Source organism: Alishewanella sp. BS5-314, assembly GCF_025377695.1.
GTDB classification, from domain to species: Bacteria; Pseudomonadota; Gammaproteobacteria; order Enterobacterales; family Alteromonadaceae; genus Alishewanella; species Alishewanella aestuarii.
Genome location: NZ_JACEHJ010000002.1, coordinates 2,703,522 through 2,715,000 on the forward strand (window position 1 = coordinate 2,703,522; position 11,479 = coordinate 2,715,000).

General features: G+C 52.8%; 13 protein-coding genes (1 of these 13 running past the window's edge). 6 read left to right on the forward strand and 7 right to left on the reverse strand.

Going from position 1 to position 11,479, the window contains the following annotated elements; translation table 11 throughout:
- Window position 1 precedes the first annotated feature (1 nt).
- The 4 genes from trkA to def are packed head-to-tail and all read right to left on the reverse strand — an operon-like array spanning window position 2 to window position 4,149.
- A complete protein-coding gene (gene trkA / locus H1D31_RS17040) occupies window positions 2-1,378 on the reverse strand; it encodes a Trk system potassium transporter TrkA (protein WP_261260038.1) in 1,377 nt (458 codons plus the stop codon).
- Window positions 1,379-1,390: 12 nt separating this feature from the next.
- Entirely contained in the window at window positions 1,391-2,683 is a 1,293-nt protein-coding gene (rsmB, locus tag H1D31_RS17045) for a 16S rRNA (cytosine(967)-C(5))-methyltransferase RsmB (protein WP_261260040.1), read from the reverse strand.
- Window positions 2,680-3,621 carry a methionyl-tRNA formyltransferase gene (fmt, locus tag H1D31_RS17050; protein WP_261260041.1) on the reverse strand — a complete coding sequence of 314 codons (942 nt, stop codon included), beginning with the start codon at window positions 3,619-3,621 and terminating at the stop codon, window positions 2,680-2,682. The genes rsmB and fmt overlap by 4 nt, the downstream gene beginning before the upstream one ends.
- A 12-nt stretch (window positions 3,622-3,633) precedes the next feature.
- The gene (gene def / locus H1D31_RS17055; RefSeq protein WP_008606155.1) at window positions 3,634-4,149 is read right to left on the reverse strand and encodes a peptide deformylase; all 516 of its coding nucleotides are present in this window, start codon (window positions 4,147-4,149) and stop codon (window positions 3,634-3,636) included.
- 123 nt (window positions 4,150-4,272) lie between these two features.
- Here def and H1D31_RS17060 point away from each other — a divergent pair, with 123 nt between their 5' ends.
- From H1D31_RS17060 to H1D31_RS17075, 4 genes are read left to right on the forward strand one after another with little or no spacing between them, the layout of a single operon-like run.
- The gene (locus H1D31_RS17060) at window positions 4,273-5,382 is read left to right on the forward strand and encodes a LysM peptidoglycan-binding domain-containing protein (RefSeq protein ID WP_261260044.1); all 1,110 of its coding nucleotides are present in this window, start codon (window positions 4,273-4,275) and stop codon (window positions 5,380-5,382) included.
- A gap of 27 nt (window positions 5,383-5,409) precedes the next feature.
- Entirely contained in the window at window positions 5,410-6,492 is a 1,083-nt protein-coding gene (dprA, locus tag H1D31_RS17065; RefSeq protein ID WP_261260046.1) for a DNA-processing protein DprA, read from the forward strand.
- Between the two features lie 2 nt (window positions 6,493-6,494).
- Entirely contained in the window at window positions 6,495-6,968 is a 474-nt protein-coding gene (locus H1D31_RS17070) for a DUF494 family protein (RefSeq protein WP_261260047.1), read from the forward strand.
- A gap of 43 nt (window positions 6,969-7,011) precedes the next feature.
- Window positions 7,012-7,551 (forward strand): type I DNA topoisomerase, encoded by a 540-nt coding sequence (locus H1D31_RS17075; RefSeq protein ID WP_008950627.1) that lies wholly within the window; start codon window positions 7,012-7,014, stop codon window positions 7,549-7,551.
- A 21-nt stretch (window positions 7,552-7,572) separates the two neighbouring features.
- Here H1D31_RS17075 and H1D31_RS17080 read toward each other — a convergent pair whose 3' ends face one another.
- Window positions 7,573-8,703: a 5-(carboxyamino)imidazole ribonucleotide synthase gene (locus H1D31_RS17080; RefSeq protein WP_261260049.1), complete on the reverse strand. Its 1,131-nt coding sequence runs from the start codon at window positions 8,701-8,703 to the stop codon at window positions 7,573-7,575.
- Window positions 8,700-9,191: a 5-(carboxyamino)imidazole ribonucleotide mutase gene (purE, locus tag H1D31_RS17085; protein ID WP_261260050.1), complete on the reverse strand. Its 492-nt coding sequence runs from the start codon at window positions 9,189-9,191 to the stop codon at window positions 8,700-8,702. The genes H1D31_RS17080 and purE overlap by 4 nt, the downstream gene beginning before the upstream one ends.
- Window positions 9,192-9,325: 134 nt before the next feature.
- On the opposite strand from purE, the gene hemF reads away from it, so the two are divergent.
- Window positions 9,326-10,255, forward strand: a complete 930-nt coding sequence (hemF, locus tag H1D31_RS17090; RefSeq protein WP_261260051.1) for an oxygen-dependent coproporphyrinogen oxidase — start codon at window positions 9,326-9,328, stop codon at window positions 10,253-10,255.
- Here the strand turns inward: hemF and H1D31_RS17095 are convergent.
- Complete coding sequence (locus H1D31_RS17095) at window positions 10,252-10,677, reverse strand: group II truncated hemoglobin (protein ID WP_008985065.1); 426 nt, start codon at window positions 10,675-10,677, stop codon at window positions 10,252-10,254. The two genes, hemF and H1D31_RS17095, sit on opposite strands and share 4 nt — an antisense overlap.
- 31 nt (window positions 10,678-10,708) lie before the next feature.
- Between H1D31_RS17095 and aroE the strand changes: the two genes are divergently transcribed.
- Window positions 10,709-11,479, forward strand: partial view of a shikimate dehydrogenase gene (gene aroE, locus H1D31_RS17100; RefSeq protein WP_083847142.1) — the 5' portion only. Its footprint extends 45 nt past the window's final position; the window shows 771 of its 816 coding nt (coding positions 1-771); it begins with the start codon at window positions 10,709-10,711; its stop codon lies beyond the right edge, outside the window.

The window sequence follows — 11,479 nt, forward strand, 5'->3', positions numbered from 1 at the left end:
CCTAAATAAAGATAGCGCTGACCTGGAATAGCTTTTCCACTTCAACGATATGCTTTTTATCCACCATAAACAGGATAATGTGGTCGTCGGTTTCAATCCGCGTATTATCGTGAGCGATCAACACCTCGTCACCACGTACTATGGCGCCGATGGTTGTGCCCGGCGGCAGCCGGATCTCGCCTATGGTTTTGCCAACAACCTTACTGGTGCTGCTGTCGCCATGCGCTATTGCCTCGATTGCTTCGGCAGCACCACGGCGCAGAGAGTAAACGTTAACAATGTCGCCACGGCGGATATGGGTCAGCAATGCCGAGATGGTAGCTTGTTGTGGGGAGATGGCGATATCGACTTCGCCACCTTGTAACAGATCGACATAGGCGCCGCGTTTAATCAGTACCATGGTTTTTTGGGCACCCATCCGCTTGGCCAACATTGCCGACATAATATTGGCTTCATCATCGTTAGTAACGGCGATAAAGACATCAATTTGCTCAATATTTTCTTCTTCCAGCAACTCGGGATCCGAGGCGTCACCAACATAAACTACAGTATTATCCAGACCGCTGGATAAAAACTCTGCCCGTTCTTTGCCGCGTTCGATCAGCTTCACACTGTGGGTTTTCTCCAGCGCCCGTGCCAGGCCAAAGCCGACATTGCCGCCGCCGGCAATCATAATGCGGCGGTAGCTGCGCTCCAGCTTTTGCAGCTCGCTCATCACCGCCCGGATATGCTTGGTTGCCGCGACGAAAAACACTTCGTCGTCGGCTTCGATAATGGTGGTACCTAAAGGCTTGATCGCCGTGCCGCGACGATAAATGGCCGCTACCCGGGTTTCAATATGCGGCATATGTTCTTTTAATGCCGACAGGGCGTGCCCGACCAATAGGCCACTATAATAAGCCCGTACTGCCACCAGGCTGACTTTGCCTTCAGCAAACTCTACCACCTGCAGTGCGCCCGGATAGTCAATCAGGCGGCGGATATAGTTGGTAACCAGGGCTTCCGGCGCGATAAAGTGGTCTACCGGCATATCGTCTTTATGAAACAGCTCATCGCGGTATTTCAGATACTGGTTGGTACGGATGCGGGCAATTTTCAGCGGCGTATTAAACATACTGTATGCCACCTGACAGGCCACGATATTCACTTCATCGCTGCTGGTTACCGCTACCACCATGTCGGCATCCTCAGCACCGGCTTTGCGCAAGATATCCGGATGCGAGCCATGACCAAACACCACCTGTAAGTCAAAGCGGTCTTGTAATGCCCGCAGCTTATCGAGGTTGGTATCGACAATAGTAATGTCGTTTTGCTCGCCCACCAGGTTTTCTGCCAGGGTTGCACCCACTTGTCCGGCGCCGAGAATGATAATTTTCATACTGGTACTCTGTTAAACCGCTTTATGTAGCAAGGCATAGAAAAAGCCGTCCATATCCTGCTCTCCCGGTAAAATCTGCCAGCTGCTGCTGCCCAGTTCCGGCAACGGCAGCAAGCTGGCGTCGTTTTGCTGCGCCAGAAACTGTGTCAGCTGAGCGCTGTTTTCGGCCGGTAACACGCTACAGGTGGCATAGAGCAGGGTGCCGCCGGGTTTAAGTAGGCGCCAGGCACACTGCAGGATCTGCTGCTGTAATTCGGTTAGTGGCGCGATATCGGTTTTTTTGCGTAGCCAGCGGATATCCGGATGGCGGCGGATCACCCCGGTTGCAGAGCAGGGCACATCCAGTAATATACGGTCAAATAACTCACCTTGCCACCAACTGGCGGTATCCAGCACATCGGCTGCTACCACCCGTGCCTGCAGCTGCAAACGCTGCAAATTTTCCGTTACCCGCTGTAAACGCTGCGCATCACGATCCAGCGCTGTTAGCTGTAAGCCAGGTGTTTGCTCCAGCAAATGACAGCTTTTACCGCCGGGCGCACTGCAGGCATCCAATACCTGCTCACCGGGCTCTGGCGCCAGAAAGAGCGCGGCATGCTGCGCCGCAGCGTCCTGTACTGAAAACCAGCCTGCGGCATAACCTGGCAGGGTGGTGATATCACAAGCCTGGTCCAGCTTGATCGCCACTGGCAAATAGGCAAAAGGCTGGCTGGCGCTGATACCGGCCTGTTGTAATGCCTGCAGGTAGTCAGCGGCACTGATTTGCTGTTGGTTAACTCTAAGCCACAGTGGCGCCTTTTGCTGGTTTGCCGTTAACACCGCCTGCCACTGCTGTGGGTAGGCTTGTTGCAGCTCGCTGATCAGCCAGCCCGGATGGTTAAACTGCACCGCGCTGCTGGCCTGGCTAAAATCAAACAGCTCCGGCTTGCGCTGCACATTACGCAGCACGGCATTAATCAGCTTGGTCAGGTTCTGACCCTTTAATAATCTGGCCGCCTCTACAGTTTCGCTGATGGCGGCATGGTCTGGGATGCGTAAAAATTTGAGCTGATAGATGCCGACATAGATCAGAAACTGTAGCGGCCTTAGCTGTTTAATCAATGGCTTATCCATCAGTTGCTGACAGACGGTTTCAAGTTGAGGTAGCTGGCGCATCACGCCAAAACAAATTTCCTGCAGCAGGGCTTTGTCCGGTGCAAACGCCAGTTTTTGCTGGCCTTTCGGCAGGGCATCGGATAAAGACTTGCCCTGATCAATCACCTGATAACAGATCTCTGCTGCCAGGGCGCGTAACTGAGCACTCATAATTGCTGGCCCACGGTCAGCCACTCGGCCCGGCCATTCAGAAAATCAGCTGCACTCATCGGTTTTTTACCCGGTGGCTGTAACTGGGTGATCTGTAGCACCTGCTGCTGACAGCCAATATAGATGCCGGTTTTATCGGCTTTTAAAATGCTACCCACTGGTCCTGACAGGCTGCTGGCTACCTGAGCCTGCCAGACCTTTACCGTGCCTTGTGGCAGCTCCAGGTAACTGACTGGCCAGGGATTAAAGGCGCGTATTTCACGCTCCAGTGCGGCGGCGTCTTTGTTAAAGTCGAGCCGGGCTTCGTCTTTGCTGAGTTTTTCGGCATAGTTCGCCAGTTGCTCATTTTGTGCCTCGGCCTGCTGTTGCAGTGCCGGTAAATCCGCCACGGCGGCTAACAGCGCTTGCGGCCCCAGCTGCGCCAACTTTTGATACAGGCTGGCGCTGGTGTCGGTGGCTAGAATCGGACAACTGACTTTGCTGAGCATAGCGCCGGTATCCAGACCTTCATCCATCTGCATAATGGTGATACCGGTTTCACTGTCGCCAGCCCAGAGTGCGCGCTGAATTGGCGCTGCGCCCCGCCAGCGCGGTAATAACGAGCCGTGCACATTAATACAGCCCAGCCTTGGCATATCTAACACCGCTTTAGGCAGGATCAGGCCGTAGGCAACGACAACCATCAAATCAGCGTCTAATGCTGCCAGCTGTTGTTGCGCTGCGGCTTTTTTCAGCGATTTAGGTTGATAAACCGGAATATCATGTTGTAAGGCAAGTTGTTTGACCGGGCTTGGCTGCAGCTTTTGGCCACGTCCCGCCGGGCGATCAGGTTGGGTATAAACCGCCACCACCTGGTGTGGGCCAGTTAATAAAGCCTGTAAATGACAGGCAGCAAAATCCGGCGTACCGGCAAAGATAATACGTAAAGGCGTGGTCACATTAAATCCTGTTTACAGCGCGTGGCGCTCAGCCAGTTTGGCTTCTTTTTCCAGTTTCTTCCGGATCCGATCGCGTTTTAGCGGTGACAGATAATCGATAAATAGCTTACCAATTAAATGATCCAGTTCATGCTGCAAGCAGATCGCCAATAAGCCGTCGGCTTGTAACTCAAACCAGTTACCATCGATATCCTGCGCCTTTACCGTGACATTTTTCGCCCGGGATACCGAAGCATAGTTCTGCGGTACTGATAAACAGCCCTCTTCGTAGCTGGTCTCGCCATCATGGGCGATGATTTCCGGGTTGATAAAGACCTGCGGTTGATTGCGCTCTTCCGACAAATCGATCACCACCACCCGCAGGTGGACGTTAACCTGAGTTGCGGCCAGACCAATGCCATTTTCGTCATACATGGTCTCCAGCATGTCTTTGACCAGCTGACGAATTTCGGCGTTAACTTCCGCCACTGGCTTAGCAATGGTGCGTAAACGCTCATCGGGAAAATGTAATACTTTTAAAACTGCCATAACACCTACAAAATATGCTTTAATTAGTTCGCTGTGGTATGTTTTAATTTTAGCCATTATTGCGCTTTAATAACAGCTTAGCGTGTAATTAATAAAAATGAGTATAGGGTTAAGGATGCGGGCATGCTGAAAAAAATAACACTGACACTGGCGGCCTTGTTATGCTGGTTTTCTGCGGCGGTAACAGCGGATGTATTGCAAGTGCGCCCAGATGCGCCTGCAACCTATGTGGTAAAACCGGGAGATACCCTTTGGGATATCTCGGGTTTATATCTGAATCAACCCTGGCGTTGGCCAGAACTCTGGCAAATGAATCCGCAGGTGGATAATCCACACCTGATCTATCCCGGCGATGTGTTGTCTCTCACCTTTGACAGTGAAGGGCGCCCGCGTTTGGGACTCAGCAGTAAAAGAGCTATGCGGTTGACCCCTCAGGGGCGGACAATTCACAAAAACCCTGATGCTATTGCTACCTTACCTTTGGGCATTATCCGGCCATTTCTCAGTTACGATCAGGCGATGTCACAACAGCAAATCGATGCCTTGCCTTATATTCTTGGCAGTAACTCGGCAGCGAAGAGTGCCAATGAGACCAATACACTTTATGTGAAAGGTGAACTGGTAGAGGGTGCGGCCTACGCAGTTTACCGGCCGGGCCGTGCTTATGTCGACCCGGATAGTGGCGAAGTGCTGGGCTATGAGACACGTTTAATTGCGACCACCCGTGCTTTCCGACCAGGTCAGGCGGGCAGCGAGGGCTCAAGTTTTGAACCAGCTGCGCTGCGGGTGTTGTCGGTGACCCGCGAAATCCGGCAGGGTGATAAGGTGATCCCGGCGTATGATCAGCAGGCCTTACCGGCTCAGTTTGTGATGACGAAACCCGAGCAGGCGGTCAGCGGCAAGATTATTGCCAGCTCGTCAGATTTGCGGGAGTTTGCGCGGATGGATGTGGTGGTATTAAATCTGGGTCAGAGCGCGCTACGCGCCGGCCATATGCTGGGTATTTACCGGCAATCGCCGACTGTGGTTGACGGTGGTGGCAAGCCGGTATATCTGGAAGATGCTTCCAGATTACAAAAAGTGATGCGCGACTTTGGCGGTGAAGTGCTAGAGATGCCAAAAGAAAAAGTGGGCGAGCTGATGGTATTTAAAACATCAGATAACGTCAGTTTCGCTGTGGTGACGCAAACCGATAAACCGATCCGGGTTGGAGACATTATTACCAACCTGTAAGCGGTAGCTCAGGGATGATGCGACAAGATGGAACTGCTACAACACTGGCTGGCCGCAGCCGTTGTACATGGCTTAGATGGCCATCGCATCCGGCAGCTGTGCCAACATCTGGAACTGGCAGCCTTAGTCAGGCTGCCGGCCAGTACCCTGCAACAACTGGGCTTAACAGCGAAACAAGCTCAGTTGCTTTGTTATCAAAGCCAACCCTGGGTCGAACAAGCGCTGCATTGGCAAGCTGAAAGCCCACAGCATCACTTACTTAGCTTCGATGATCCCCGTTATCCCCTGCTGTTAAAAGAAACGCCGCATCCACCGGCTGTGCTCTTTGTGAAAGGCGATGCTGAGCTTTTACAACAGGCACAAATTGCGATGGTCGGTAGTCGCTCACCGACACCGGGTGGCCGGCAAATTGCCCGCCAGTTTGCGGCTGAACTCAGTACGCAGGGGATGGTGATTACCAGCGGCATGGCACAGGGAATTGATAGTGAGAGTCATCTGGGGGCACTGGAGGCGGGTGGCAAGACTATAGCGGTACTGGGTCATGGCCTGCGGCAAATCTATCCGGTAGGCAATCGGGCGCTGGCCGGTAGAATAGTGCAGCACGGAGCCTTAGTCAGTGAGTATTTTCCGGATGTACGCGCCCGGGCAGAGTTTTTTCCGCAGCGTAACCGCATTGTCGTCGGGCTAAGTACTGGTACCCTGGTGGTGGAGGCGGCGCTGCGCAGCGGTTCCTTAATCAGTGCCCATCTGGCGGTACAGTACAACCGCGAAGTCTTTGCCGTGCCTGGCGCCTTGTTTAATACTCAGGCCGCTGGTTGCCATTATCTGATCCAACAGGGTGCTAAACTTGTCACCTCCGTGGCCGATATCCTGGAAGAGCGGGCGCTGTTTGCCGATAACGGTTTAGCCAAAACGGAAAAAAATCCTGAAATCAGCTTGTCTGAACAGCAGTTGTTAGCTAACGTAGGAGATGAGCCTATTGCCACTGATCAGTTGGCAGAACGCTCCGGCATGTCAGTAACAGACGTATCCATTGCCTTGCTGCAACTAGAACTTGCAGGCAGGGTAGCAGTAGTCCCCGGTGGTTACATAAGAGTGAGGAGTGCCTGAAGATGTTTGATATCCTCGTTTATCTGTTCGAAAATTACATCCACAACGAAGCCGATGTTTATGTGAACCATGCGGATCTGACCAAAGAGCTCAGTAAAGCCGGTTTTCACGATGATGATATTTTCCGTGCGCTGAAGTGGCTGGACCGCCTGTCAGCGTTGCAGGAAAATCATATCAAGCCCTATCTGACCAAGGCAGTCAGTACTGCCACCCGGATTTATACGGCAGAAGAATATCGGAAAATCGATACTGCCGGTCAGGGTTTCCTGATGTTTCTGGAGCAAATCAATGTGCTGGATGCGACCACCCGGGAAATGGTGATCGATCGGGTGATGGATTTGGATGCCTCCAGCATCAGTCTGGAAGATTTAAAGTGGGTAGTGCTGATGGTGCTGTTCAATGTACCAGGTAAAGAAACCGCCTACGCCCAGATGGAAGATTTAATCTTTGACGAAGTGGACGGCCCGCTGCATTAAGCTAAGGCACCACTTTACGCTTATCTAGAGATCATATAGACGGATGTCTGATCATAACCCGCTGTTTCAGTTACCACAGCACGCCGAACCCTGCCCGCAATGCGGGCAGCCTTTAGTTATTCGCTCCGGTAAAAGCGGCCCTTTTCTGGGCTGTAGCAGTTATCCGGCCTGCGACTATCTGAAGCCACTACATCAGCATGATAATACGGTGGTCAAGATCCTGCAGGATGAACCCTGCCCGGAATGTGCCGCGCCGCTGGCGGTGAAGCACGGCCGTTATGGCATGTTTATCGGTTGTACCCGTTACCCGGATTGCCATTTTGTGGTACACGAAGAAGCGTCAGCCAGTAGCAGCATTGCTTGTCCGCAGTGCCAGCAAGGTCAGTTAACAGAGCGGCTGAGCAAGTTTGGTAAAACCTTTTGGGGCTGTAACCGTTATCCGGATTGCCGCTTTCTGGTCAATGATGCGCCGCAGCTTGGAACTTGTCAGTTCTGTCAGTTTCCACTGTTACTGCAAAAGAAAAGCGGCCTGTATTGTGCCGCTAAAGCTTGTCAGAAAAAGCAGCCGGCAAAGGCTGACTAGAGCACCAGATGGTGCTCTCGGTTATAGCTGCTGTAGCATCTGTTCCAGTTCGGGGAAGGTGGCGGCGGGTAACAGGTCAATCAGCTGGGCAAAGCGGGCCTTTAACTCTGCGGTGCTGTTGGCAGATAAATTAATATGTCCCATTTTACGCCCGGCGCGCTTGGTTTTACCGTACCAGTGTAAGCCCAGCGCCGGTAGTTCGAGGATACTGTTCGGGACCTGATCTTCGCCAAGGATATTAACCATCAGCGTAGGCCGGATCAAAGCCGTACTGCCCAATGGCAAACCACACACAGCCCGTAAATGATTCGCAAACTGGCAACAGTCAGCGCCTTGCTGTGTCCAGTGGCCGGAGTTATGCACCCGCGGTGCCAGTTCATTGACCAGCAGCTTACCCTGTACATCGAAGAACTCGATAGCCAACACCCCAACATAGTTCAGTTGCTCGGCGACGGCGGTAAACATTTGCTCCGCTTGCTGTTGTAGTGCGGTTTCAACCGGGCGAGCCAGCGACACACTGAGTACGCCATTAACATGGTGGTTCTCTGTCAAAGGATAAACCTTGATCTCGCCATGGCGGTTACGGGCACCGACCAGTGAGACTTCACGGTCAAAACGAATAAACTGCTCGGCAACAATAGCCTGCTGCGGATCCGCTGCTAAGAAAGCCGCCAATTCTTGCCATAATGCCGGCGCGGCCGCCGCGTCTTTTAACCGCCATTGTCCCTTGCCATCGTAGCCGGCCAGCGCACTTTTAAATACCAGTGGCAAACCCAATTGCGCGATAGCGGCGTTAAAGTCCGTTTCGTTATTGATCACAGTAAAGGCACTGGTTGCGACACCCGCGGTTTGTAACAGGCTTTTTTCCAGCCGGCGATCGCCGCCAACCTGAATGGCCTGCGCACCGGGTAAAAACTTACCGCTTTGCTGGCATTGTGCTAACACCGGCAGTGGAATATGCTCAAATTCAGCCGTTACGACATCGGCATCGGCCAGCGCTTGTGCCAAACCGTTACCCAGTAATTGCTGGGTCAATGGATGCAGGATATTGTCGCTGTTCACATCATAAGCACTGATGCTGATATTCAGCGGCGCACCGGCCAGCGCCATCATCCGGGCCAGCTGCCCGGCGCCTAAAACTAATACTTTCATAGTGCAACCTGTGCTGGATCCGGTTGGCTCAATACACTTTCAGTTTGTGCGGCGCGGAAGGCATCAATTTGCTGCATTAAGGCCGCGTCTGAGGTGGCAAGAATTTGCGCCGCTAGCAAGCCGGCATTGGCAGCACCGGCTTCGCCGATGGCCAGGGTGCCGACTGCAACACCTTTGGGCATCTGGACTATTGATAGCAGCGAATCAATGCCTTTTAAGGCTTTCGATTGTACCGGCACACCCAGTACCGGCAGGCTGGTAAAAGCAGCGGCCATACCCGGCAGGTGTGCCGCGCCGCCGGCACCGGCAATAATCACTTTTAAACCGCGGCTGGCGGCTGAGCTGGCATACTCGGCCAGCAGTTGTGGTGTACGGTGTGCGGAAACCACCCGGGTTTCATAGGCAATACCAAACCGGTCCAGCATATCTGCTGAGAGTTTCATGGTAGGCCAATCAGACGTTGAACCCATGATAATACCAACCTGCATAGTGGTTTCCTTCTCTGTACATAATGAACATCGGGCCGTAAAGCGGTATTATACCCGTCATCGGCAACTGAAGAAAATTTTTAGTACAGCAGCGCTGCCAGACAGCCCGCTGACTTAGACAGTCAGGAGTATTGATGCAATCCTATCAAACCCAGTTAGCGCAGGTGCAGGCATTCTTAATGGCGCTGCAGGATCAGATTTGCCAACAATTACAGCAGGCTGACGGTGGCGCGGCCTTTGTAGAAGATGCCTGGCAGCGGGCAGAGGGGGGCGGTGGTCGCAGCCGGGTCCTCACCGGAGGCCAGGTCTTTGAGCAGGCAGGGGTGAATTACTCGCACGTCTTTGGTGCGCAAATGCCTGCCTCGGCCACAGCACACCGACCGGAGCTGGCCGGGCGTAATTTCAATGCCTGCGGCGTATCCTTGGTGATTCACCCGCATAACCCTTATCTGCCAACCACGCATGCTAATGTCAGGTTTTTTATTGCCGAAAAGGAAGGCGCTGAGCCAGTGTGGTGGTTCGGCGGAGGCTTTGACCTGACGCCATATTATCCATTTGAAGAAGATGTGATCCATTGGCATCAAACGGCGAAACAGGCCGTGGATCCCTTTGGCGCTAATTACTACCCAGACTATAAGAAATGGTGTGATGACTATTTCTATCTCAAACACCGCGGCGAAACCCGTGGTGTCGGTGGCTTGTTTTTTGATGATTTAAATGCGCCGGGTTTTGAGCAAAGCTTTGCGTTAATGCGAGCAGTAGGTGAAGCCTTTACTCAAGCTTACTTACCTATAGTAGCTAAGCGCAAAAACCTACCTTATGGTGAGCGCGAGCGGCAGTTCCAGCTATACCGGCGTGGCCGTTACGTCGAATTTAATCTGGTATATGACCGTGGCACCCTGTTTGGCTTACAAAGTGGTGGCCGTACCGAGTCGATTTTAATGTCGATGCCGCCACTGGTACGTTGGCAATATGGTTATCAGCCGGAGCCGGGCAGCCCGGAAGCCTTACTCTACGAACGCTATTTAAAACCGCAGGATTGGTTGCAAATTCTGACTAACTAACAGTTGATCATATGACTCGCCAGTTGCCCAATCGACTGGCGAATACCATCACGCAGCATTTTGTTTTCTACCACCTCATCTAACGCCTGCTCCATACAGAACATCCACTGATCTCTGAGTTGCTGATTGACTGTAAAGGGTAGGTGGCGGGCACGCAGCCGCGGATGGCCATATTTCTGCTCGAACAGGGCCGGGCCGCCAAGCCAGCCGGATAAGAACTCAAAAAACTTTTGCCGGATACCATCCAGCGGCAGTGGGTGGATGGCGTACAACTCTTTGGCTTCCGGTGCGGTTGCCATAATATCGTAAAAGCGATTTGCCAGCGCCCGCACTGCCGTTTCCCCTCCCATTAGCTGGTAAGGGGTTTGCCCGGGTGTCGGATGTGCCGTATTATCCTGATTGCTGGTTTTTTTACTGAACATTTGGACTAACTTTTTAAAAGGCATAAATAAAGTGGACCGTTACGCTGTGTTTGGAAATCCGATAGGGCATTCAAAATCACCCTTTATTCACCGCCTGTTCGCACAGCAAACGGCAGAGTCGATGCAATACGAGGCCATTCTAGCACCAGTCGACGGCTTTGCCGAACACTGGCATGCTTTTGTGGCAGCTGGCGGAAAGGGCGGCAATATCACTGTACCTTTTAAAGAACAAGCATTTCATCTGGCTGAACAGTTAACCGCAAGAGCCAGCGCAGCTGGCGCCGTCAATACTCTATACTTTGATTCAAGTGGCCAACTATGGGGCGACAATACCGATGGTATTGGTCTGGTGACGGATCTGCAGCGGCTTGGCATAACACTAAAAGCAAAGCGGGTGCTGTTACTGGGCGCCGGTGGGGCCAGTCGCGGTGTGATAGGTCCGCTATTGGCGGCCGGTGTGAGTGAGGTGATCCTCGCCAACCGTACAGTCGAAAAAGCACAGGCTATCGCAGCGAGTTTTCCGGGAAAGGTCATAGCTTGTGCCTTAACGGCGATCCCAGACCTGGCGTATCAACTGATCATTAATGCTACCTCATCTGGGTTAACCGGTGCACGTCCTGAGTTAGCTGCGCAGCACCTGGCCAGCTGTGAGTTGGCTTATGATATGTTGTACGGTAAGACGCCGACCCCGTTCTTAATTTGGTGTCAGCAGCAGGGTGTACCAAAGATAGCTGATGGTCTGGGTATGTTGGTCGGGCAAGCAGCGGAAGCTTTTCGGATCTGGCGTGGCAAGCTACCGGAG

Coding starts and splice junctions, on each gene's coding strand:
- purE (WP_261260050.1), bottom strand. CDS start 9,191: ATGCAGGTTGGTATTATCATGGGTTCAACGTCTGATTGGCCTACCATG.
- trkA (WP_261260038.1), bottom strand. CDS start 1,378: ATGAAAATTATCATTCTCGGCGCCGGACAAGTGGGTGCAACCCTGGCA.
- H1D31_RS17070 (WP_261260047.1), top strand. CDS start 6,495: ATGTTTGATATCCTCGTTTATCTGTTCGAAAATTACATCCACAACGAA.
- rsmB (WP_261260040.1), bottom strand. CDS start 2,683: ATGAGTGCTCAGTTACGCGCCCTGGCAGCAGAGATCTGTTATCAGGTG.
- def (WP_008606155.1), bottom strand. CDS start 4,149: ATGGCAGTTTTAAAAGTATTACATTTTCCCGATGAGCGTTTACGCACC.
- H1D31_RS17060 (WP_261260044.1), top strand. CDS start 4,273: ATGCTGAAAAAAATAACACTGACACTGGCGGCCTTGTTATGCTGGTTT.
- H1D31_RS17095 (WP_008985065.1), bottom strand. CDS start 10,677: ATGTTCAGTAAAAAAACCAGCAATCAGGATAATACGGCACATCCGACA.
- H1D31_RS17075 (WP_008950627.1), top strand. CDS start 7,012: ATGTCTGATCATAACCCGCTGTTTCAGTTACCACAGCACGCCGAACCC.
- H1D31_RS17080 (WP_261260049.1), bottom strand. CDS start 8,703: ATGAAAGTATTAGTTTTAGGCGCCGGGCAGCTGGCCCGGATGATGGCG.
- hemF (WP_261260051.1), top strand. CDS start 9,326: ATGCAATCCTATCAAACCCAGTTAGCGCAGGTGCAGGCATTCTTAATG.
- dprA (WP_261260046.1), top strand. CDS start 5,410: ATGGAACTGCTACAACACTGGCTGGCCGCAGCCGTTGTACATGGCTTA.